Below are 24,638 nucleotides of genomic sequence, written 5' to 3'. Positions count from 1 at the left end.
TCATCTCATGAAGCCCATCATCCTCATCACCGGAGCCACGCGTGGCATTGGCCTTGCAGCAGCGAAGCAACTGGCCGCGCGCGGTGCGCAGGTCATCATCGGCAGTCGTGATGGTGTGCGTGCCATGGCGGCTGCTGAAAAAATTGGCGGAGGAGCGACGGGCGTAGCGCTGGATATCACGGACGCCGCCAGCGTGGAGGCGGCGGTGGGGGAAATCGGCAGACAGTTTGGCCGTCTGGACGTGCTGGCAAACAACTCGGCCATCCTGCTGGACCACTATCAAAGCCTGCTCGACCTCAAACCCGAGGTGCTGCTGGAGACATTGGACACGAACGTGGTGGGCACGCTGCGCGTGAGCCAGGCTTTTTCGCCGCTGCTCGCCAAGTCGAGCGCACCGCGCATCATCAACGTCTCCAGCGGGGCTGGGCAGCTGGATGGAGAGCCACAGGCCTGGGCGCCGGCTTACTGCATCAGCAAGACCGCGCTGAACATGCTCACGCAGCAGCTCACCGCCGCACTGCCGCAGGTGATGGTGAACAGCATGTGCCCCGGATGGTGCCGCACGGAAATGGGCGGCAGCGACGCGCCACGCAGCCCCGAGGAGGGAGCTGACACGCTGACCTGGCTGGCGCTGGAGGCACCGCACGATCTGCGCGGGAAGTTCATCAAGGATCGGGCGGTGATTCCCTGGTAGACTGGAAACTTCCACCCTACAGCAACGTTGAGAGGGCATGTCAAAAACGATTTGTCTCTGCTGCATCATCTCGATTCTGCTGACTCCGCTACATGCCGCCGAGCTGGCGGGAACTCCGGGACCCGTGGGCACACAGACTGGGGCCAAGCTGGTGCACCGGCTGGAGATCACCAAGCCGGGCGTTTATGAAAACTACCGCGTGGATGCCCAAGGTGCGGGCGGCAACATTGTGAAGATCACCGCCGATGATGTGACGCTGCGGAACTGCGAGATCTTCAATGGCACCGGCAACGGTGTGGGTGTATTTGGCACTCGCGTGGTGATTGAAAACTGCCGTATCCATCATCTTCTCAACGGCACTTTTGAAAAGCAGACGGACGCCCATGGCATCACCGGCCGCTGGGGCGATGTGACCATCCGCAACTGTGACATCTCCCACATCACGGGTGATTGCATTCAGTTTGATCCCGACCGTCGTTCGCGTGGCAGCCTCACTATTGAAATGTGCCGTCTGTGGACGGGCGCGCTGGCGGAAGATGCACCCGGATTCAAAGCAGGGCAGAGCCCTGGAGAAAATGCCTTTGATTCCAAGACGCCGCCCGATGGCGAGCGCTGCAAGCTCATCATCCGCCAGTGCTACCTGCATGGGTGGAATCAGCCCAGCCAGATCAGCACGCGTGCAGCGCTGAATCTGAAGGAGCACATTGATGCAGTGATCTCACATTGTGTCTTTGATGACAATGAGGTGGCCATCCGTGCGCGTGGGCCGGGCGGGCGTGGAGATGCAAGGGTGCGGGTGGAGGACTGCGCCGTCTATCGCACCCAAGCAGCCCTACGTGCCGAGGACAAAATCCAGGATCTCAAGATCCTGCGCATGGCCTACGGGCCGGACGTGAAGACGCGCGAGGAGCGGCATGGTGGCAAGGAGCTGCCCGGCTATGAAAACAACGGCGCGCACGATGCACCACCGTTGGAGAGCCTCATCGTGAAGACGCAGCCTTGAGCCTTCACCGGATCTGCGCCTGCTGTGATTTGCTGAGGAAGGCCAGCGCCTTCGCCGGATCGGTGCGGATCCAGGCATTCACCTTGGTGGCTTGAGAAGGAGATAGAGTCAGCTTTTCAGCCGGCGTGCCGCTGATCTGTTTTTTCTGATCGCTCACAGGTGCCGTACGGTAGCCGGAGATGGTGCCGATCTTGAGGCGCGTGGTTTTAGCCACGTGCAGATCCGTTTCAGGTACAGACACTGCATTGGCGCATCGCACCATTTCGGCTGCGGCGATCAATTGAGGCAGGGTGATGACAGCGGGATCGTATTTAACCCGCGTGACCTCATGCCCGCCCATGAATCCGGCCTCGGTGGTGATCACGCCATCGATGCGGCCCAACTCCATCTCGCCGGTCCAGAAGCAGTACATGGCAAACACGGCCTCTTTCAGCCGTGGTGAATGCTCTGCCGCCAGCAGCTTCAGGCTGGCTGGCACCGGGCGCTTTGCCAGGGTGAGTGCCGCGACCATGCGCTCGGCGATTCCCCCGGTGTCCCACACCTGGTCCTTGCGCGGGATGATGTCCTCGGCCTGAGCATTGAAAAAGCGTACCAACTGGTAGTTCCATGCGGGCTCGCCAAAACGCTGCAGCACTTCCAGATCTCTGCCGCCTTTGTTGTTGTGAATGAGCAGCGGGATGAACTCTGTCTCCACGGCCTCCACGATGAGGGGATGCGACATGACCTCGCGGCCAAACTGCCTGCAGCCTGCGCAGCCGGGGATTTCCTGAAACAAGGCAAAGACCGGCTTTCCCGATTGTGCGCTGGAGGCCAGCGCAGTCTCCAAAATGCGCCCCCAGTGTACCGTGCCGGCCTCCTCAGGCTGCGGGGTGGTGCTGGCGGAGCAGGATAGGAAAGGCAGCATGAGGGCGAGAGCGAAAAGGGCGGGCTTCATGCCGGTGAGAGGCGGGCCGGGCGCATTTATTTCACGAAAGACTTGGCCGGGACAGCGTTTGAGGGGCAGACCATGAAGCGCCATATATTCACCGCTCGCGCCCGTAACTCTATGAAGATCCTTTTGTTCGCATCTTTGTTCCTGGCTCTGCCGCCAGCATCTTTGGCAGCTGATAGACCTAACATCATTTTTATTCTCGCTGATGATTTCGGGTGGGGGGACCCGCACTGCTATGGGCATCCGTATGCGCAGACGCCGAATCTGGACAAGCTGGCGGCGCAGGGTACACGCTTCACGAAGTTTCATGCAACGGGCGTCACCTGCTGCCCGGCGCGCACGGGTCTGATGACGGGGAAATTTCCGGCCACGTTTCAAAAGTATCCAGCCAGCTATGGATTCGGATCACGCGTCACCATCACAGAGCTGCTGAAGAAGAACGGCTATACCACCGGCCACTTTGGCAAATGGCACATCGGCCCAGTGTTGGAGCCCGGGACGTATGGCATTGATGTGATCGGCTCAGATCAGGGCTCGGCAGGCAAGCACCGCCAGCCGGAGGACAATCGCGGACGCGATGCGCCCATGTATGATCAGGCGATCAGCTTCATTGAGCAGCACAAGGCGGAGCCGTTTTACGTGAACATCTGGGATCACATCTCTCACCATCCCATCCACCCCAACCAGGCAGTGCTGGATGCCTTTGGGCCGCTGGAGCTGGACGAGTCAAAGTTCACGCCAGAGATGCGCGAAAAGTTTGAAACCTGCAAAAAGCTGGGTGGTGATCCTGCGACCCATATGCGAGCCTTCCTGGCGGATGTGAAATCCATGGACGCTGAGATCGGACGCCTGCTGCAGAAGCTGGATGAACTGGGCCTGAGTGAGAACACACTTGTTGTCTTTTCCAGCGACCAAGGTGCCGCACCGCTGCGCGACACCGAAGGTGCAGACGCCAAGCCCCGGAAGAAAAACAAAGGGCCTGCAGGCAGCGACATCGATGACATCCGCCTCAATGCCATGGGCTACGCAGGTCCGAACTTCCGAGGCGGCAAGCACACCGATCTGGAAGGCGGAGTGTGCGTGCCTTTCATCGTCCGCTGGCCTGCCAGGGTGCCCGCAGGGCGTGTGGACGAGCAGTCGGTGATCAGCGGGGCAGACTGGCTCCCCTCTCTCTGCGCCATCACGGGAATTTCTGTCAACGCGAGTGATTTTGACGGCGAGGACTCGTCCAAGGCGCTGCTGGGCGGTGTGCATGTGCGGACCAAGCCGCTTTATTGGAAAACCAACACGGAAAAGAGCGATCCCACACTGCTGGTGGAAAACTGGAAGCTGCATGGTTCCCACCGCCGCAAAGGCGAGGTTGCGCTGTACGATCTGGCCGCCGATCCGGGCGAGAAAACCAACCTGGCCGAAAAGCAGCCCGAGGTGCTGAAACGCCTCACCGAACAGCTCGCGGCCTGGACGGCCACGCTGCCCAAGACCTACGACCATGGCGATGACAAGGGCGATTGAGCTGTATGAAGCGGCTGTCTTTGTCGTTTCTGCGGTGCACGCCGCTTGCTGCTTTAGGCACTTCATTCCAATGCCCACTATGAAACGCATCCTGACACTGCTCTGCACCCTGGCTGTTTTACCATGTTTTTCTCCTGCTGCAGAAAATGCCGGAAAACCCAATATCATTTTCATCCTAGCGGACGATCTGGGTCTTGATGGCCTGAGCTGCTATGGCTCGGATGTGCGCAAGACACCCAACATCGACAAGCTCGCAGCCTCCGGCACGCGGTTTGAGCAGTGCTACTCAGCACCGCTGTGCGGGCCCTCACGCTGCGTACTGATGACCGGTCGCTACGCCTTCCGCACCGGTGGCATTGGCAATGGATCCTGGCGCAATGGCGGCCCTGGCGCGAAATCGGCTGATGAGCAGCCGATGGCCAGGCTGCTCAAGCAGGCTGGCTATTCTACGGGCGAGTCGGGCAAATGGCGGCAGGTGGGCGAGACGCCGCGTGACTGGGGCTTTGACGAATACTGCACCGATCCCACGGCAGGTGGATGGTACTGGAAAGACAGCTACGAGAAAAACGGCGAGACGGTCACCACGCCCAAAGAGGAGTACAATCCCGACATCATCCAGGCCTTCAGCCTCGACTTCATCAACCGGCACAAAGAGCACCCGTTCTTCCTGTATTACTCCATGCACCTCGTGCACGGCCCCATCCTGCGCACGCCGGACTCAGCGGCAGATGCCGGCAAGGACACGGACTTTTACAACGACAACATTGCCTACATGGACAAGCAGGTGGGTGCACTGGTGGCGGAGGTGGACAAACTGGGCCTGCGCGAGAAGACGCTCATCATCTTCTCCGGAGACAACGGCACCGCGCTGAATCATCCCAGGACCATCGGCGGGCGCATGATCAATGGCAAAAAAGCCTCCATGCAGGAAGGCGGCTCACGTGTGCCGCTCATCGCCAGCTGGCCTGGCGTGACCCCGGCGGGAAAGGTGAACAAGGACCTCATCAACTTCACCGACATGCACGCCACTTTTCTGGAGCTGGCCGGCGCCAAAGCGCCTGAGGGCTTCAAGTTTGACAGTGTCAGCATCGCCCCGCAGCTGCGTGGGGAGAAGGGCGCGCCGCGCGAATGGGTCTATGTGCAGCTCGGTGCCAGGTGGTATGTGCGGAATCAGGGCTGGAAGCTCAATGAAAAAGGGGAGCTTTTTGACATGAGCGACGCTCCTTTTGTGGAAAAGCCTGTGGAAGCAGCTGCTGACACCGAAGCCAGCAAGGCCGCCCGCACACGACTCACCGCCGTGCTGGCGGAGCTGAACCCTGCGGCAGGGAAAAACGACCCCAGTGGCGAGAAAGACGAGAAGCCGCGCAAAAAGAAAAAGAAGAAAATGCAGAAGTAGCGTGTGGTGTAGTGAGATCGCATCTTCAGCCATCATGAAGCTTTTTATCCTGTTTATCATGCTTGCCTGCGGGGCCCTCGACATGGCCTCCGCACAACGAGTACCGCCTGCGCCCACCATGCTGGCCGGTCCTGCGGACTGGCGGTTTGAGCGGCTGCCCATTCCACCCGGCTTTGCGCGTGACATCCCATGGAGCGGCTACGAGGAGGCACGCTTCTCCCCCGGCATGTTCCGCACGGATTCGCCCACGTATTTCACGTATGTGCTGTCCGTCTGCATCGACGGCACACCAAAGATTGAAGCAGCGGAGCTGAAAGACTTTTTGGACCGGTATTTCAAAGGGCTCAGCACGATGGTGGGCCGGGGCAAAGGCATGCAGCCTGATCCCGCTGTCTTCAATGCCGAGGTCAAACCGCTGGAGAAAGCAGGCTCGTTTTTAGCCAGGGTGCCTTACATCGACACCTTTACAGACGGTCGTCAGATCACGCTGAATGTAGAGATCGAGGTGCGCCCGCTGCCGCAGAGCAGCAAAACGCAGATCATTCTGCTGCTCTCGCCACAGGCTGCCGAGGCGGAGATCTGGACGAAACTGCGCGGCATCCGCGCCGAGGCAGGAGCGCCCTGAGCTTTGTTGAACTTCAGATGCACGCAGTTGAGCCGCCTCATGAAGAGGTCTGTGTTTGGATGCCTGTGAAAGACTTCCGCTCTGAATCCGTGGAGTACGCACCTCAACCACGCGCATCTGCATGAAGACATCACTCCTGACGCTGCTCTCCATTTTTGTTGTTCTGCTTGCATCACTGCCAGCGAAACAACCCAACATCGTCGTCATCCTGGCCGATGATCTGGGCTATGGCGACCTCGGCTGCTACGGGCATCCAAAGATCAAGACGCCGAATCTGGACCGCATGGCGGCGGAGGGTGCACGCTTTACCCAATTCAACTGCCCGGCACCGTTTTGCGCGCCCACGAGATCGGCGCTGATGACGGGGCGCTACCCTTTTCGCTGTGGCATGACGGCCAATCCGGCACCCGATGGAGGACCGGAGGCGGATGCACTGCATCTGCCGGAAAAAGAGACCACTCTGGCGCAGGTGCTGAAGTCCGCAGGCTATGCCACGGGCATGGTGGGCAAGTGGCACCTAGGCCACAAGCCGGGCTTTCTGCCCACGGAGCGCGGCTTTGATGAATACTACGGCATTCCTTACTCCAACGACATGCGTCCAGTGCAGGTGCTGGAGGGCACGCAGATCATCGAATATCCTGTGGTGCAGGCCACGCTGACGCGGCGCTACACGGAACGCGCGCTGGGCTTCATCGAGCGCAGCAAGGGCCAACCATTCCTGCTTTACCTGGCGGAGGCCATGCCGCACAAGCCGCTGGCTGTCTCAGAGGCGTTTTATAAGAAAAGCGAGGCGGGACTCTATGGCGATGCGGTGGAGGAGCTGGACTGGAGCGTGGGCCAGGTGCTGGCGAAGCTGAAGGAGCTGGGGCTGGATGAAAACACGCTCGTGCTTTTCACCAGTGACAATGGCGCATGGTTCGGCGGCAGCTGCGGAGTCCTGCGCGGCATGAAGTCGGCTCAGTGGGAAGGCGGCTACCGCGTGCCCATGATCGCACGCTGGCCGGGGCAGATCCCCGCCGGGAGGATGTGTGATCAGCTCGCGATCACGATGGATCTCTTTGCCACCGTGCTGGAGGCCACAGGCGCAATGATGCCAGATGATCGTGTGCTGGATGGCCGCAGCCTCATGCCGGTGCTGAAGAGCGCGGAGGCAAAATCGCCGCATGAATACATCTTTGGCCATCTCAATTCCAAACTGGCCAACATCCGCGATGCACGCTGGAAGCTGCATGTGCTGCCCGCCACGCAGATCAAGCTCAAGCCCGGTGCGGACGGGAAATGGCTGGACCCGCGCGCACCGGATGGTGTCACCATTCTTGCCCCCTATGAGCAGTATAACCTCGATGCCTTCCCCGGCCTGAACACCGGAGACGCAGCGGCAAAGATGCAGCTCTTTGATCTGCAGCACGACCCCGGCGAGCAGCACGATGTGGCCACCGAGCATCCCGAGGAGGTGAAGCGGCTCATGGCCGCCTACGAAGAGATGAACAAGGATGTGCCCGTCATTCTGGAAGTGAAGCGCACTCCGTATAAAAAGTAACTTCCACGCCGCGCTCGGCTGCATTGCTTGAAAGAGCATCGCCGCTCCTGCGTCCTCACAGTTCCGACCATGAAACTCGCCCTGATCTTTTTCTTTGCCCTGGCCCTGCATGCCTTTGCCGATCTCGTCGGCAGCAGGCCGAACATCATCCTGGTCATGTCAGACGACCAGGGCTATGCGCAGATGGGCTGCGTGGGCCACCCCTGGCTGAAGACGCCGAATCTCGATGCGCTGCATGAGAAAAGCCTGCGTTTCACACGCTTTCTCGTCAGCCCCACCTGCTCGCCCACGCGCAGCGCGATCATGACCGGACGGCACGATTTGAAGAACGGCATCACGCACACCATCCTGGAGCGCGAGCGCATGACGCTGAATGCCACCATCCTGCCGCAGGTGCTCAAGACCAAAGGCTACACCTCCGGCATCTTTGGCAAATGGCACCTGGGCGATGAGGAGGCCTACCAGCCGCACAAGCGCGGCTTTGATGAAGCCTTCATCCACGGCGCGGGCGGCATTGGCCAAGCCTACGACTGCTCCTGCGCGGATGCGCCAGACAATAAGTACATGGATCCCGTGATCCGGCACAATGGCAGCTTTGTGAAGACGCACGGCTTCTGCACGGATGTCTTTTTCACCGCCGCGCTCGGCTGGATCAAGCAGCAAAAGGACAGCGGGAAACCTTTCTTCACCTACATCGCCACCAATGCGCCACACGGCCCTTACATCGCGCCAGAGAAGAACGCGAAGCGCTTCACCGATCTCGGCTTTGGCAAGGATCAGGCCGGATTCTATGGCATGATCGAGAACCTCGACGAAAACATGGGGCGTCTGGCGGAGAAGCTGAAGGAGTGGGACCTCTATAAAAACACGGTGGTCATCTTCATGTCTGACAATGGCACCACGGGCGGCGGACCTGGCGCCGCTGTCGGTGGCAAGGAGATCATTCCCGGCTACGCCTTCTTCAATGGTGACCAGGTGGGCCTGAAAGGCTCCACGGATGAAGGCGGCGTGCGCGTGCCTTTCTTCATCCGCTGGGACGGGCATATCAATCCGGGGCGCGACATCAAGACCATCGCCGCGCACATCGACCTCCTGCCCACTTTTGCCGCCATGGCCGGGGCCGAACTGCCCAAGAACCAAGTGGAAGGCCGCAGCCTGCTGCCGTTGATCGAGGACAAGGCTGGCAACTGGGAAGACCGCTATCTTTTCACTCATGTGGCGCGCTGGCCTACGGGCACGGAGCCGAACACGCAGGAATTCCTCAACTATGGCGTGCGCAACCAGCGATTCCGCTATGTGGGACCGCGTGGTGGCGGGAACCCAAAGAAGAAACAGGCGGCTGCCGCACAGACCGGCAAAGGCGCACTCTACGATCTCGATGCAGATCCCTATCAGAAGACCGATGTCAGTGGCGACTACCCTGAAGTGGTGCAGAAAATGAACGCCGCCTACGAGGCCTTCTGGAAAGAGGCACGCCCGCTTATGGTGAATGAGACTGCACCGATGTCTCCCACCAAGCCATTCTGGGAGCTGTACGAGAAGCAGCAGAAGTCCGGCGGCATCCCTGACTGGTCGCCACCGTCGCTTTAAGCAGGCTGGATGCTTCTGCCAGTGACCCGGCTGCAAGGCTGTGCTAATCTGTGCAGGTGTTTATCGAAAGCCTTCAGCGCGAGACCGCCGTCTGTCCTCATTCAGAAGTCGAACAGTTTCTGGCAGATTCACCTGGCCGCTGGCATGTCATCAGTATTCGTGAACCCGACCATCCGGAAGCCATCCTGAAAGATGCTCTCAGGAGCCGTGTCTTTGTTTTTACAGACGTATTCGGTGGTACAGAGAGTGACGGGCCCAGAGCCACACACCTCGAAAGCATCCTGCGATTTGCCCGACAGAGCGGGAATGCTCCGCTCCTCGTGCAATGCTGGGCAGGCCGTTCCCGCAGCACCGCTGTTGCTCTGCTCCTCATCGTTCAATCCCTTTGGGACAAGGGCATGGATGGTGCGGAACTTGTGCGCACCGCTGTCGATGCTCTGCTTATGATTCGTCCTGTCGCAGCACCCAACAGGCTCGTGCTTCGTCTCGAACTGGAGCAATTTTTGCCACAATCACTTGCCGGAACTCTTGCCAAATCATTGCTCTCCGAACCGCGTTTAATGGAAAATTTTCAAACGGTCAGTTCTTAACGCACTTTGATCATACCTGCACAGCGCCGCTCAGTTTTGGCTGGTAAATGCAGGCGGGGTCTTCCGCAAAGGGATCGCCCGTGACTCCGTAGGCGCGTGCTCTGGAGCCACCGCAAACGGTGCGGAATTCGCAGCGGCCGCATTTGCCGCCGAGGGCATCGTTGTCGCGCAGGGAGATGAAGAGCGGATGATGCCGGTAGATGTCCGCAGGATGCTCTTCGCGCACATTGCCACAATCAAACGGCAGGAAGCCGCTGGGTGACACGACGCCGGTGTGGGAGATGAACATGACGCCGCGCCCATCGCGAATGCCAAGCGGTGAGCGCATGCCGGGGCGCTGCCGACCGCCAGCCCCATGGCGCTGGATCAGCACGCGGCGGAAGTGGTGGCCCTCGGTGGTCTTGATGGCAAACGGCGCCCTGCCCACGAGCGAGGCCATGTCCTGAAACACGTGCTCGATGTCCTGCGGATCAGGGAGGTCCGCTATGCCAGCACGGCCGGTGGGCACCAGGAGGAAGACGCTCCACATGGCAGGCTTCAGCTCAAACATGAGATTCTTGAAGGCCTCGTATTCGCGCAGGTTGCTGCGTGTGAGGGTGGTGTTGATCTGCACGCTCAGGTCCGCTGCATGGGCACGATGCACGGCGGCGATGGTGCGGTCAAATGTACCGCTGACGCCTCGAAAAGCGTCGTGTGTCTGCCGTGTGGCACCGTCCAAACTCAGTGAGATGCGCTCCACACCTGCGGCTTTGATTTCTGCAAAGTCGGCGTGCATGAGCCGTGCCGTGGCGGAGGGGCTCAGGCCCACATGCAGGCCCGCAGCGGTGGCTTCACGCACGAGATCCAGCGCGTCCGTGCGCATGAGGGGATCACCGCCAGTGAGGATAAGCATGGGGGGCTTCAGTTCCGCCAGCTGGCGGATGAGGCGGCTCGATTCCTCCCGCGTCAACTCATCCGGGTGGCGGTGAGACTGCGCCTCGGCACGGCAGTGTTTGCATGCCAGCGCACAGGCGCGCGTGATCTCCCAGAAGACAAGAAACGGACGTTCATCAAAGCCATCGTAGGCCATTGACTCCACCTTGGACCATTCGGGATTGCTCAGTGCTGCATTCATGCCGGAGTAAACCAAGGAAGGCCGCCGCATTCCCACCTGCGCATGGGGAATGCTGTGCTGATTTTGCGGGGAGGCTACTCCTCATCCCGCTTCACAAAGCGCCTGCGGTGCCAGAGCAGCCAGGAGAGAGCCAGCAGAGCCCACGTGAATGCAGCGTAAATATGATGAGACACCGTGGTGGAAGGTGCCCAGGCAGGTGTGGCGCGGGTGATGGCGGCCAGCACACCGAGGAAGATCAGGAAACGCACCCATTTGCTCTTCACAAAGAAGCCGTCGAGGTCGCCGCTGTGGCCAAAGAGCACGCGGCTGCCCACGATGAGCATGAGCATGCCGAAACCGCCAATGTAGAGCAGGTGCTCCACGCTGACATGCTGCGCATAGAAGAACCCGGCCAGCGCCAGCCCCAGTCCGCCCACGATGAGCGACCAGAACAAGCCAGTGGTGAGAGAGCCGCTCTGCGCCGTTTTCCACCTGACCTCAATGAGAAGATAAACCGCCGTCACAAAGACACGCAACGCATAGCCCGCGATGACGTGGCCGCAGGCTTCGAGAAAAAAGCTGCCCACGAGTAAAGCAGCAGCAATGACAGCGCGGATGAGCTTCGTACGGCTCTGTGCCGCGGTTTTGGGATCGCCAAAATCTCCGCCGAGCATGCGTGGAAACACAAACGCACCTATGCCGAGAACGGGCGGCAGCAGGAGTCCCTGATATAGCAGTAGGTTGGCGAGACGAAGACGCTGCGGATCGAGCAGCGTGACGGAAGAAAGCAGCAATGACGCACCTGTGATGCCACAGAGCAGGCCGGTAAGGGCGAGGAGCAACTGTGGTGGCGGCGCATCTTTGCGGAACTTCACCACGCGGATGAGGAGGCACAACAGCAATGAACCGAGCAGCGCGATGAAGCACGCATCTCCCCACGCCATGTGCAGCGTGAGGTGGGAGATGCCGCAGGCCTGATGCAGTGAGAACAGCCACGCCAGCTCCAGTGGCGTGAGCTTGGGCGCGGTAGCCATGCGCGGTCCGGCGGTGCCGAGGAAGCCAACGACAAATGCTGCGCCAAAAGCCTCGATCATGATCCGCGCATGCACAAAGCTGGGATAAAAACCGAGCTGCTGCGCATAATACAGCGGCCACATCACCACTCCGATGATGCTCCATAGAGCGCCACTGAAAAAGAACACGCGATATGGCTCCGAAGCGAGCCAGCGCAGGCCGTCACGGCGCGGCCCGGTGGCGCGGTGTTTTTTGTGTTTGCAGGCAGGAAACTGGCTCATACGACGGGCGGCGGCTTGTAGCGTGCATAGCGCTCACGCTGCTCTGGCGTGAGATTAGCGGGATCAAAACGTGGGTCGGGCACCTGGTTGATCCGCGAGTAGATCACATTGGCCATGTCAGCGGCGCAGTTCTTGATGTGCTCGGCACGTTCTCCCGCAAAGAGATCATCGACCGTGCTGCGGAAGAGCTGCAGCCAGTGGTCAAACTTGTCACGCCCCATGTCTGTAAGAGGCACCAGTTTGGCATGTGCGGCCATGGGATTGCCCGTGAAGCCACCCGTGCGGAAGAGCACCGTTTCCCAGAAAGCATACATTTTCGGCAGATGGGTGGTCCAGTTGGTCTGGGCGACCTCGTTGAAAATGAAGCCCAACACTGCATCGTCGCGGACGCGGTCGTAGAAGGTGTTCACCAGAGTTTCGATCTCGGCGCGTCCAGTGATATCGGGTTTGTTAGCTTGGGAGGAATCAAACATGCATTGATGATGCAACTTTAAACGGGCAGCGCTCGCCGCTTCCTGCGCCCTTGTGCGCAGGAATTGGCGCGAGAAGTGCCACGCAAGAAATGCGCAGAGCTAGGCAGGATCGGTGCATTGATGCATCGCCGATGCAACTTATTACATGGCCCAACCAAACCATGAAACTCATCCTCTCATCCCTCGTCACCATCACCGCTGTCATGACTCTGCTGGTCAACGCCGCTGCTCTGGCGGTAGACCCCGCCGCAGTCGCCTCTGAAACTGCCACCAACGCGATCTGCCCGATCAGCGGCAAACCTGTGGATCCCGCCATCAACACCGAATATGAGGGCCGCAAATGGGCGTTTGCCCAAGAGGCCTGCAAGACGAAGTGGCTGAAGGCGCGCGAGGACAGTCTTTACCAGAAGCTGGGTGGCAAGGCCGCCATCAATGCTGCTGTGGATGCCTTCTATGTGAAAGTGCTGGCCGATGACCGTGTGAAGCACTTCTTTGATGATGTGAGCATGGACAAACAGCGCCGGAAGCAGAAGGAATTTCTCAGCGCTGCCTTTGGCGGCCCGCTGCCCTGGACAGGCAAGGACATGCGCAAAGCCCATGAAGGCATGGGACTGACCGAGGTGCACTTCAACGCCATCGCTGAAAACCTCGTGAACACCCTGAAGGATCTCAAGATCAGCCAGGATCTCATCGACCAGGTCGTGGCCGTCGCGCTCACGACCAAGGACGATGTGCTTGGCCGTCCGAAGAAGGCCAACTGAGAGCGGTCCATCTCTCATTGACCCATAAGCCGCCGCAGTGAGTGCCAGGAGTCGCTCGCTGCGGCGGTTTCGTTTGAGAAAAAGAGAAATGAGCCAGAGAAAACGGCTTACAATTCACTGAATCAGAACGTTTTGAACATCGGAATTGCCGTGAAATACCATTCAACGAATCCTATTTGAAAAAACGTTTAAGCGATAAGATTTATACTGGGTGAATTAATCTTGTAACCTAATATTTACGAAGGAAAGGCTTGCGATTTGAGATGGAAATTCGTAGTGGATTCAGTATGACACCCCGGCGCATTTTTTTCCTGGCCCTGACATTGGTCCTGCTTTTTGCAGCCGCTGTGGGGTGGCAGACTACTGTTGCAAAAAAGGCATCCCCTTCTGCTTCCACTTCACCGGCACCCAAAGTGCCAGACAGGGCATCGGCCAGCGTTCAACCTTCCCCTTCTGCGGCCCCGGCAGTTTTCGGCCCTCGGGAGGCAAATCCTGGGGCTAAAAACGAGCCTGCACCTTACGTGGCCCCGCGTAGCGGCGCGGATCTGGCGGCCAGCGCAGAGCGGGAGCGTTTTCTGAGGCAGGCGCGTGTCTTGCAGCAGCGGGACACAGCACCCGACGAAAAAGGCAACTACACCCGGAAACGTGTGGTGGAGGCGAAGTTCAAGTATCCGTATTTGCGCGTTGAGGAGTCGTGGAAACGCGATCCTACAACTGGCACTGACACCATGCTGGATCAGAAGATCATGGTGGCAGATCATTTCCTGATGACTCTGAAGGACGGCGTAACCGCTGAAGAACTGCAGGCCGTGCTGCAGAGCCTGGGGGGCAAGGTGCGCAGACATGTGCCCAATTCGCAGGTCTATCTTGTGGAACCGGGCACCTCCGACCTAGATTTGTTCGACTCCAAACTGGCCGATTACCGGCAGAAGGGGAAAGGCATGCAGGTCGTCGAGCCGGACTACGTGGTCTTTGCCTCCATGGTGCCAAACGACCCCTCTTTCTCCTCGCTCTGGGGCTTGAACAACAATGGGCAGAATGGAGGTGTGGGCGATGCGGACATCGACGCACCGGAGGCCTGGGACGTGGCGCGTGGCAGTGCCGCCGTGGTGGTGGGGATCATTGACACCGGCATTGATTACACACATCCGGATCTCGCGGCGAACATCTGGCTGAATGCCGGTGAAGTGCCTGACAATGGAATCGATGATGATCACAACGGCTACATTGACGACACCCGCGGCTGGGACTTCGTCTCGAACGACAATGACCCTGCAGACGATCATTATCATGGAACACACTGCGCAGGGACCATCGGGGCCGTGGGCAACAATGGCATCGGAGTCGCCGGGGTCTGCCACAACGTGCGCATGATGGCATTGAAGTTCCTTTCCAGCGGCGGCGGCGGCTCCACTTCAGACGCGATCGAGGCTGTGCTTTATGCCACGGCCAACCACGTGACGCTGACCTCCAACAGCTGGGGAGGCGGTGGCTATTCGCAAACCTTGAAGGATGCCATCGATGCAGCCGGTGCGGCCGGCATCCTGTTCGTCGCGGCGGCGGGAAACAGCAGCCTCAACACCGACGTCTCGCCCTCCTATCCTGCATCCTATGATTCCGCCAACATCATCTCCGTGGCCGCCAGTGACAACACGGACTCGCTGGCCAGCTTTACCAATTTTGGCGCCACTACGGTGGACCTTGCTGCTCCGGGTGTCAGCATTTACTCCACCAGTCCTGGCGGCGGCTATCGCACCTTGAGCGGCACATCCATGGCATGCCCGCATGTGGCAGGCTCCTGCGCATTGATGAAATCCGCCCGCCCGACCATGGGATGGCTGGATATCAAAAATTCCCTGATTGCCAACGTCGATGGGGTGGCTGGGATGAACGGCAAGATGGTCGCCAACGGGCGACTGAATCTGGCGCGGGCGCTCGTCATTGCCACAGGACCTTATGTGACGCTGGCCACTTTGCAGGCTTCGGACAGCGGTCAGCAGGGCGGCACTGGCAACAACGACGGCATCTTGAGTCCTGGAGAAGACATCACGCTGGCTGTAACGCTGAAAAACAGCGGTTCGCAGACCGCATTTGGGATCACCAGCACCCTCAGCTCAACTTCAGCAGGGAACTACGTCACTGTCCTGCAGGGCAGCCATTCCTGGGGCGACCTGACGGCGGGTGGCACTGCATACACCGGCAGCTCACCTTTCCTGATCCGCATCGCCGCAAACGCCCCCACTCCGCTGGTCTTCTCACTCAACCTGACCACGGCAGATACAAATGGCAATACTTGGGATGCCCAGGCCCAGCTCACGGCCTTCAGGAGCAGCACTGTGGCAGGGAGTGTCACGGCAGTGACAGGCGGTGCAGGCATCGGCGGTGCGCTTATCAGTTACACGGGCACCTCCACGGGCAGTGTCATCGCGGCGGCAGATGGCAGGTACAGTGTCAATCTCACAGACGGAACCTATCAGTTCCGCGCGGCAGCTCCGGGCTACAATGCATCCGCAAGCACAGTCGTGACGGTGCCGCCCGCTCCTGCGGCTGTGAATTTTGCACTCGGCAAATCCCATCTCCAGGTTAATCCCACATCGCTGGCCTCCACGCAGTATGAAGACTCCGTGGCTACGAAGTCGCTGACTCTGACGAACAATGGAGATCTGCCGCTGGTCTTTGATATCAACACCGTGCCACGCGCCTCCGTGTTTTCGATGGATCTGGGCGCAGCCAGCATCTCCCCGGCGCCTGTGACAGACCAGCAGGATGCTGCGGCCGAGTCCCAGCCTGCGGGCGCGACTGCGCTGATCCGCATCGAATCAGGTTCCACGACGCTGCCGTTTTCTGACAGTTTCGAAAGCGGCTCCCTATCCAACTGGACCATGGGTTCAGGTGCCGGCACGCGGGAGATCGTTTCCAGCACGGCCGCTGCCGGCAGCAAGAGTTTTCACTATACCTATCAGGGCAGCACCAGTCACTTCAACGGCATCAGCCAGGATTTCGCCTCCGGCGCAAAGCCGAAAAGCATCTCCTTCTGGGTGAGATCCGGCTCCACGGCCACACACGACGGCTATTTCGTCCTGACAGACGGCACCTATGGCGCGGAGCTGATCTGGTTCTACGCGAGCGGTCTGGGCACCTTTTATGTGAATGGCGATGTCGGCGGAGACAAGACGTACACCTACCAGGCTAACATCTGGTACCATGTTGAGTTTCAAAATCTCGACTGGACTGCAAAAACCTTCGACTACTATGTCAATGGCACCCTGGTCAAGGCGGGCATCCCATTCCGTAATCCCTCCCTTGTCGATGAAGTCTCCCAGCTCTGGCTTTACAACTTCAGCACTGGTTCTGAGGCCTGGTGGGACGACATCCGCCTCATGGATTCCAGCCTGAACTGGCTGACGCAGTCCCCTGCCGGGGGCACGCTGGCACCGGGTCAGTCTGCCACAGTCACGGTCACCTTGGACGCGACCAGCAAGCTGGCGGCCGACTACCTGGGCCAGATCGACATCAGTTCCAATGATCCCGCGAATCCCGTGGTCTCTGTTCCCGTGACGATGACGGTGCAGCAGCGGCCAAACACCCCGCCGGTGGCAAACGCGCAGACCGTGACACTGAATGAGGATGCTCAGGCGGTCATCACCCTGACAGGCAGCGATGCCGAAGGGGATGCACTCACCGCACAAATCCAGACGCTGCCAGCCGCCGGCACCCTTTACCAGACGAGCGATGGCACCAGCTTGGGCGACCCCATTACAGCCGCGCCGGCGATTGTGTCCAACAACGCGAAAAAAGTGATCTTCGTGCCGCCGCCAAACGCCAACGGCATTCCCTACGGCAGCCTCCAGTTTTTGATGAAGGACAAGCGTTCGCAGTCCACTGCGGCCACGGTCACCCTCAATGTCACGCCGGTGAATGACATTCCCGTGGCTTTTGATGATTCCGCTTCGGGTCTGCCAGGACAGGTCATCTCGCCGATCAAAGTGCTGGCCAATGACATCGATGTGGACGGCCAGACTCTGACGCTCACCTCCTTCACTCAGGGCCAAAAGGGGACTGTGGCAAGCAATGGCGACGGAACGCTGAGCTTTACGCCCAATGCCAGCTTTACCAGCGGACAGGATTCCTTCACCTACACCATCAGCGATGGTGCGGGCGGCACCGCCACCGCCCGTGTGACGGTTGCCGTGGGCCTCCTGGCTGCGGGCCCCTGGCCTATGATGGGGGCAAACGCGGCACACACCGGCTTTTACCCCGGAAGCCTGAACGGGCAGACTCTTTCCCAGGCTTGGACACTGCAGGTGGCCCCGCAGGCACTCAACCAGGTGTCGATCGCGGAAGGAAAGGTGTTTGCTTCTCCTGACATCTATTTCAACGAAACGCAGGTCAGTGCCGTGGATCTGGTCACCGGCACCCTGGCATGGAAATACACCTGGCCTCTGCAGGCGCGCTCGATCAACGGGCCCGCCTATTACGGCGGATCAATCTACGTGCAGCGTGGCAAGTCAACATCGGGCACAGATTTTCCGCAGACAGTGAGTCTCGATGCTGGCACCGGAGCGCAATTATGGGCCACAAGCTTCGGTGCGCAGTGGGAGGAGTACCTGCCTCCTACAGTCACTGACACCTCCGTGTTTGTGGACGGCGGCACCTATGGCGGCATGTATGGCTACAACCGCACCTCCGGCAGTCAGCTGTTTTTCAACTCCAGTCTTGAACAATACGACACCTGGACCCCCTCCGTTTACAACGGCAAAGTCTATTCGTTCGTGACAGGAAAATTCCGCCAGCACAATCTGACCACCGGGGCCATCGAGTGGACACTGGACCTGACGTGGAACTGGAGCGGCTACACCATGGCACGCACGATGGCCATTGCCTCGGGTGCCGCCTTCGTGGTGAACAATCGCACGCCATCGAACGAGCTCGTCTGCATCGACCTGTCCACCCAGGCCGTCCGCTGGCGGGTGCAGACCGGTTTTGCCGTCAGCACGCCGTCCATTTCGGGATCTTCTGTCTATGCCTTTGATGCTTCAGGAAACGTCAACGCCTATGATATCAGCACAGGCACCCTGCAGAAGACCTACATCACTGGCATTGGCAGCACGGGGCTTTACCAGCCCATCATCACCAATGATGCGCTCATCGCCTCATCATCGACGAGCACTGCTGTTCATACCCTCAGCTCGGGCACCAAAATACAAACGATTGCCGCCGGCGGCATCCCCAGTCTCAGCAATGGCTACCTGCTGCTGGCGGGCACAGACGGCGTTCTGCGCTGCTATGCGGTGATCAGCTCCGGCAACAGGGCCCCCGTGGCCTCGGTGCTGATGGCCACTGGTGTCGAAGACCAGCTCCTGACCTTGACGCTGCCAGGAACGGATGCAGACAACAACCCTATCGTCGGCATCATCACCAGCCTCCCGGCCAAAGGAGTCATGTACCAGACGCCCGACGGCGTGCAGGTGGGCAGTCCGATTACGCTAGCACCTGTTGTTGTGCAAAATTCTGCACGCAAGGTCATCTACCGTCCGGCGCCCGACGGTTTCGGCACGCCCTACACCACGTTCAAGTTCAAGGTCAACGACGGCACGATCAGCTCCGCTGAAGTCACTTCCACCATCAATATTACAAACGTCAATGATCCGCCTGTTGCCGTGAATGACACGGTGTATCTGCGGGCCGGCAGCACTCTGAGTTCCTACCAGCCAACAGCGAATGATGTGGACGTGGACAACGAGCCGCTGACCATCGTCTCCTTCACCAATCCCGCCAGGGGCGCTCTGACCCAGAATGGAGACGGCTCCTTGAACTATGTACCGCAGGCTGGTTTCACCGAGGGAACGGACAGCTTCCAGTACACACTTCGCGACGGTGCAGGCGCACAATCCACGGCAACAGTGCAGGTGCTCGTAAGCGCCTCGTATGGCAGGGAATGGACGCAGTTTGGCAATGGCCCAAATCACACAGGGCGCTATCCTGGATCCCTGGGCACACAGACATGGGTGCAGCGCTGGGAGTATGCCTTCCCGTCCAGCATCAACCCGATCGCTGTGGCCGGAGGCAAGGTCTATGCCACGCAGACAGGCAACTGGAACAACTACATGTATGCGGTGGCATTGGACACCGTCACCGGCGGCGAGGCATGGCGCACGAAGTTCCAGCCAGGAAATTCACTGAATCCGCCGAGCTATTATGCCGGGACGGTTTATACACAGCGCGGAAACAACTACGGAGACACCCAGCTCTGGGCGCTCAAATCCTCTGATGGCAGCGTGCTCTGGAACACTCCGCACGATTCCCAGTGGGAGCGGTATTTCTCCCCTGCCGTGTCGGATCTGGGAGTCTATGTCGATGGCGGCAGCTACGGAGGCATCTATGGCTTCAATTACCAGACTGGGACGCAGAAATTCTTCCTCGGCCTGGAGCAGGTGGATCAATGGACTCCCGCCATCATCGACGGCAAGGTCTATTCCTTTGTCAGCAACACGTTCCGCAATCACCACCCGGACACAGGCGTGGTGCAGTGGTCTGTAAACCTGACTGGATCATCAAGCGGGTCCATGAACCGCACCATCTGCGGTGAGTCTGGACGGGCTTATGTCGTCAACCAGGGAGCCTCAGGCACAGAACTCGTGTGCGTGGATCTGCAGACACAAAGTGTGCTGTGGAGGACCGCCGGAAACTATAACGGCACTCCGGCCATTGCGAATGGGATCGTCTATGCCTGCTGCGGCGGTGTGGTCAAAGCCTGCAATGCTTCGACCGGCGTCTGGACCGGGGACTACACGGCGGGGACGGAAACCAGCCTCAATGGCAGTCCGGTTGTCAGCAATGATCTGCTGATCATTGGCTCGTCTTCAAAAACCTATATCTTTAATTTGATCAACCGCTCCTTGATTCAGACGCTTGCGTTTGGCAGCCAGGCGGCCGTCGTCAACGACCTGCTCTATCTCTCCTGCTCAGACAACAAAGTCCGGTTGTTTGGCCACACTGTGGCTTCAAACCACACCCCTGTGGCCCTCGCTGCCCAGGCGGGTATTCTGGAAGAGGCCCAGGCCGCCATCACCCTCGAAGGTACAGACGCTGACGGAGAAGCTCTCAGCTATGTGGTGCGCACGCTGCCCGTCCAAGGCACTCTCTACCAGACTGTGGACGGCAACACCAAAGGAGCTGCCATCACGCAGGCGCCCGCGCAGGTGCTCAATGACTCTGGCATTGTGATTTATGTGGCTCCGCTAAATGTCTTTGGGGCGGGAGCAGGTTCCTTCACCTTCACCGCCAGTGATCAAGTCTCCACTTCGGCAGCAGCGACCATCTCCATCAACATCGCTCCTGTGAACGATCCGCCGGTGGCTGTGGCTGACAGCATCGCCCTGCGTCCTGGAGAATCCCTGCTGAACTTTCATCCTGAGGCCAATGACCGCGATGTCGATGGAGATGTGCTCAAGGTGGTCTCCTACACCCAGGGCGCTTCGGGGCAGGTCACGCAGAGCGCTGATGGCACCCTGCAGTATGCTCCCAATGCCGGCTTCACCTCTGGCACTGACACCTTCACGTACACCATCAGCGACGCTGCCAATGTGCAGGCCTCTGCCGCGGTGAGCGTCACCATCAGCACCACCTTGGGGCGCTCGTGGCCTACATTCGGTGCCGGGCCGGATCACACAGGCTTTCTGCCGGTGAGGCTTGGCAGCACAGCCTTCACCCAGGTGTGGCAGACAAACATGACGAAGCCTGCCTACCAGCTCGCAGTTTCGGGGGGGAAAGTTTTCGCAAGCTTGCAGGTCTATTTCCAGGACTCCAGCCTGGTGGCGCTGGACAGCGCGAGTGGCGGCGAGCTTTGGCGATCTAATTTCACCCAGCCTGCTTACATGAACCCTCCGACATTTTTCAACAATAGTGTGTTCATGCAATATGCCTACTCCAGCAGCAGCAAGCTCTACTGCCTCAATGCCACAACTGGCGCCACGACATGGAGCTCGCCTTTTGGAGCGCAATGGGAAACCTACCTTGCGCCTGCAGTCGACTCTTCGGGCGTTTACGTCGATGGTGGGACCTATGGCGGCATGTATGCCTACAATCTTTCGACAGGAGCACAGCTGTTTTACCAGTCTCTGGATCAGTACGACCAGTGGACACCCACTCTCTACAACGGGGGGCTCTACTCCTACATGAAAGGTATCTTCCGCAGCCACAACAAGTCCACTGGAGCGGTTCTGTGGTCTCTTGACTTTGGCTGGAACTGGGCAGGCTATTCCATGGGAAGGACCACGGCATGCGCGTATAATTGCGCTTACCTTGTCAATGACTCCGTCACCATCCCCTCAGGCAGCCAGGAGTTGATCTGTGTGGATCTGAACCAGAAAAAAGCCGCTTGGAAGGTGCTTGGCAGCTTCAGCGGCACACCAGCCGTGGCCCACCAGGCAGTGTTCGCGATCTCAGGGGGTAATTCCATCAGGGCGTATGACTCCGCCTCCGGTGTCTTCATCGGAGCATACACACTACCCGGCACGGACACCGGGCTCGTCATGCAGCCCATCGTCACTAATGACGCTGTCATCGCTTCCTCGGCAGCCAAGACCTACATCTTTGACCTTGGCACCCGAGCTTTGCGCCAGACCATTCTCTTCGGTGGAAACATCAGCCTCGCAGGCAGTTCCCTGTACATTGCTTCAAGCGACAACTACATCCGCTCCTTCAGTGTTCCGGATTCGGCAAACCACCCTCCTGCGGCCATCTCGCAGACAGCTGCGACGCTGGAAGACACGCGCGTGACGCTCACCCTGCAGGGCACAGACGCGGACAATGATGCCCTGAACTTTGTCATCACCTCCCTGCCAGCAGCAGGCACCCTGTACCAGACCAGCGACGGCACCACCATCGGCAATCCTGTGTCCTCGCCGTCAACGCTGGTCACCAATGCCCAGGGGAAGGTCATCTTCCTCCCTGCGGCTGACCGCAATGGCTCGCCCCTGACCAGTTTCAATTTTGCTGCGAGTGACGGGAAATCCCTCTCAGCCCCTGCCACGGCCACCCTCAATGTCCAGCCGGTGAACGATGCGCCTGTGGCGCGTGCGGACGTCCGAGTTGCCCAACCAGGCCAGATCCTCAGCCCTGTTCGCGAAAGGCTTAATGACTATGATGTGGATGGAGACGCTCTCACGGTTCTGTCCTTCACACAGCCAGCTCTGGGCACTGTGGCGCGCAATTCTGACGGCACGCTGCGCTATCAGGCCCCCTCGGACATCACGACGGGCAGCACCCAGTTCAGCTACACAATCACTGATCCCTCAGGCGCTGCTGCCACCGCGAGCGTGACTGTCTCGATCATGCAGTCCATCACAGGCACCTGGCCTAGCTTTGGCAACGGTCCGGCGCATACAGGCTACTCCACCTCAGCGCTGGGAAGAACAGGCTGGGCCATGCGCTGGAGCAACGCCGTCGGCAGCGGCGGCTACAACAGCCTGCAGCCCATCGCCAGTGCTGAAGGCAGAATCTATGCCTCTTTCCGCGACTCCTCCTCCTGTCGTGTGATCGCTCTGAACGCGGGCAGCGGTGCTCAGCTCTGGTCGCGCAGTTTCACCAGTGCGTTTTCCATGAACCCTCCCAGTTATTACAACGGGCGCGTCTACGTCCAGCGGTGCAACAACTACGGCGACACCCAGCTGTACGCCCTGCAGTCGGACACCGGAGCCACTGTATGGTCCGCGCCGCTTGCAGCACAATGGGAAAATTACATGGCACCTGCAGTGTCAGATCTCGGCATCTTCGCCGATGGCGGTGCCTACGGCGGCATGTATGGCCTCTCTGCCAGCGGCACACAGATGTTTTTCCAGACCAAACCGCAGTCAGACAGCTGGACGCCCTCCATCTTGGACTCGGAGCTTTATGCCTTCGTCAACGGCGACTTTGCACGTCATAATCCAGCCTCTGGGGCTGTCCTCTGGACCCGATCCCTGGGATGGGGGGGATTTGGCTACAGCATGGGCCGTACCACGGCGCTGGACAACCGTCGCGCCTACCTTGTGAACGACAGTCCAACGGCCGTCTATTACGATGAAGACCTTGTGTGCATCAACCTCGACACTCAGGCTGTCGTCTGGTCAGTAAATAGTGACTTCACCGGCACGCCGGCGGTCTCCAGCGGCACTGTGTTTGTGATCAGTGGAAACACCGTGCAGGCTCGCAACACGACGGACGGGGGGCTTGTCTGCACCTACTCCACACCCGCCGGCACCTACCTTTCCGGTCAGCCTGTGGTCACGGATGATCTCGTCATTGCCGCTTCGGGCAGCAATACTTTCATTTTTGGCCGTTACGATCAGGTGCTGCTCGCCACGCTCAGCAGCGGCGGCAGCCCGGCGGTCGTCGATGATGCTTTGATCATCTCCAACCCCTCTGCAGGCACCGTCTCGGCATGGGCTGCGCAGCCGGCCATCACCTTCTCCCCCCCGGGTGGGTCTTTTGATCAGCCGGTGAATGTGGTCATCGGTGCTGCGGATGCGACCACTCAGATCCATTACACTGTAGACGGTTCGGCACCGGATTTTACCAGCCCACAGTTCGTCTCAGGCACGCCTGTGCGCATGGGCTGGAGTGGCAAGATCCGCGCCATCTCTGTCAAAGGCTCCGACGTCAGCCGCATTTACGAAGCCACCTTCTCCATTGCCGACACCGACCTCGATGGGATCGCTGACTGGTGGGAAATGCAGAACTTCGGCAGTCTGTCCCTGGCTTCGGCCACCACGGACAGCGACCATGATGGCATGAGCGACCTGAACGAGTTCAGAGCGGGCACAGATCCACGCTCCGCCTTGGACCGTCTTGAAATCGTTCCCAGCAAGTCACAAACGGCGCCCGACAACGAACTGCTGCTGACTTGGAACTCCAAGGCAGGGCGACTTTACATCGTGGAGACTTCCAGCGATCTCAGCACCTGGACCCCGGCCACCACGGTTCTCACGGGCACTGGCACCAACATGAGCTTTACCATGAACAAGCTGGTTGGTTCCCGCCAGTTCGGGCGTGTGCGTGTCCTGCCTGGCCTGATGTCGCAGTAGCCGGCGGTTCAAGAAAAAGTCTCTCACAAAAGCTGAAAAAATGGCTGAACAAGCCTGCCTTTGTCGTTT

Annotated in this window: 14 protein-coding genes; 10 read left to right on the top strand and 4 right to left on the bottom strand. The window is 59.4% G+C overall.

Features of this window, described 5'->3' with window-relative positions; genetic code table 11:
• The first annotated feature begins 7 nt into the window (after positions 1-7).
• Positions 8-694: an SDR family NAD(P)-dependent oxidoreductase gene (locus HNQ65_RS10470; protein ID WP_184339479.1), complete on the top strand. Its 687-nt coding sequence runs from the start codon at positions 8-10 to the stop codon at positions 692-694.
• Positions 695-731: 37 nt separating this feature from the next.
• On the top strand, positions 732-1,697 hold the full coding sequence (locus HNQ65_RS10465; protein ID WP_184339478.1) for a right-handed parallel beta-helix repeat-containing protein: 966 nt from the start codon (positions 732-734) through the stop codon (positions 1,695-1,697).
• 4 nt (positions 1,698-1,701) lie between these two features.
• Here HNQ65_RS10465 and HNQ65_RS10460 read toward each other — a convergent pair whose 3' ends face one another.
• Positions 1,702-2,631, bottom strand: coding sequence for a VPGUxxT family thioredoxin-like (seleno)protein, type 2 (locus tag HNQ65_RS10460; RefSeq protein ID WP_184339477.1), 930 nt, complete (start codon positions 2,629-2,631; stop codon positions 1,702-1,704).
• Between the two features lie 111 nt (positions 2,632-2,742).
• Here HNQ65_RS10460 and HNQ65_RS10455 point away from each other — a divergent pair, with 111 nt between their 5' ends.
• The 6 genes from HNQ65_RS10455 (at position 2,743) to HNQ65_RS10430 (ending at position 9,881) form a co-directional block, all read left to right on the top strand.
• On the top strand, positions 2,743-4,140 hold the full coding sequence (locus tag HNQ65_RS10455; protein ID WP_184339476.1) for a sulfatase family protein: 1,398 nt from the start codon (positions 2,743-2,745) through the stop codon (positions 4,138-4,140).
• Between the two features lie 79 nt (positions 4,141-4,219).
• Positions 4,220-5,536 (top strand): sulfatase-like hydrolase/transferase, encoded by a 1,317-nt coding sequence (locus HNQ65_RS10450; protein ID WP_184339475.1) that lies wholly within the window; start codon positions 4,220-4,222, stop codon positions 5,534-5,536.
• 34 nt (positions 5,537-5,570) lie between these two features.
• Entirely contained in the window at positions 5,571-6,161 is a 591-nt protein-coding gene (locus tag HNQ65_RS10445) for a hypothetical protein (protein ID WP_184339474.1), read from the top strand.
• A gap of 121 nt (positions 6,162-6,282) precedes the next feature.
• Positions 6,283-7,701 (top strand): sulfatase family protein, encoded by a 1,419-nt coding sequence (locus HNQ65_RS10440; RefSeq protein WP_184339473.1) that lies wholly within the window; start codon positions 6,283-6,285, stop codon positions 7,699-7,701.
• 69 nt (positions 7,702-7,770) lie between these two features.
• Positions 7,771-9,291: an arylsulfatase gene (locus HNQ65_RS10435; RefSeq protein ID WP_184339472.1), complete on the top strand. Its 1,521-nt coding sequence runs from the start codon at positions 7,771-7,773 to the stop codon at positions 9,289-9,291.
• 56 nt (positions 9,292-9,347) lie between these two features.
• Positions 9,348-9,881, top strand: a complete 534-nt coding sequence (locus HNQ65_RS10430) for a hypothetical protein (protein ID WP_184339471.1) — start codon at positions 9,348-9,350, stop codon at positions 9,879-9,881.
• Between the two features lie 10 nt (positions 9,882-9,891).
• Here HNQ65_RS10430 and HNQ65_RS10425 read toward each other — a convergent pair whose 3' ends face one another.
• From HNQ65_RS10425 to HNQ65_RS10415, 3 genes are all read right to left on the bottom strand, one after another.
• The gene (locus HNQ65_RS10425) at positions 9,892-10,995 is read right to left on the bottom strand and encodes a radical SAM protein (protein ID WP_221306119.1); all 1,104 of its coding nucleotides are present in this window, start codon (positions 10,993-10,995) and stop codon (positions 9,892-9,894) included.
• A gap of 74 nt (positions 10,996-11,069) precedes the next feature.
• On the bottom strand, positions 11,070-12,269 hold the full coding sequence (locus tag HNQ65_RS10420; protein ID WP_184339470.1) for an NnrS family protein: 1,200 nt from the start codon (positions 12,267-12,269) through the stop codon (positions 11,070-11,072).
• Positions 12,266-12,742 (bottom strand): group III truncated hemoglobin, encoded by a 477-nt coding sequence (locus HNQ65_RS10415; RefSeq protein WP_184339469.1) that lies wholly within the window; start codon positions 12,740-12,742, stop codon positions 12,266-12,268. The genes HNQ65_RS10420 and HNQ65_RS10415 overlap by 4 nt, the downstream gene beginning before the upstream one ends.
• Before the next feature lie 161 nt (positions 12,743-12,903).
• Here HNQ65_RS10415 and HNQ65_RS10410 point away from each other — a divergent pair, with 161 nt between their 5' ends.
• Both HNQ65_RS10410 and HNQ65_RS10405 read left to right on the top strand, forming a co-directional pair.
• The gene (locus HNQ65_RS10410; protein WP_221306118.1) at positions 12,904-13,503 is read left to right on the top strand and encodes a group I truncated hemoglobin; all 600 of its coding nucleotides are present in this window, start codon (positions 12,904-12,906) and stop codon (positions 13,501-13,503) included.
• Between the two features lie 521 nt (positions 13,504-14,024).
• Positions 14,025-24,569, top strand: coding sequence for an Ig-like domain-containing protein (locus HNQ65_RS10405; protein WP_184339468.1), 10,545 nt, complete (start codon positions 14,025-14,027; stop codon positions 24,567-24,569).
• Positions 24,570-24,638 lie beyond the last annotated feature (69 nt).

The organism is Prosthecobacter vanneervenii, assembly GCF_014203095.1.
Taxonomy (GTDB): domain Bacteria; phylum Verrucomicrobiota; class Verrucomicrobiia; order Verrucomicrobiales; family Verrucomicrobiaceae; genus Prosthecobacter; species Prosthecobacter vanneervenii.
The sequence above is the reverse complement of the archived record's forward strand: the minus strand, read 5'-3'. Positions and strand labels throughout refer to the sequence as shown.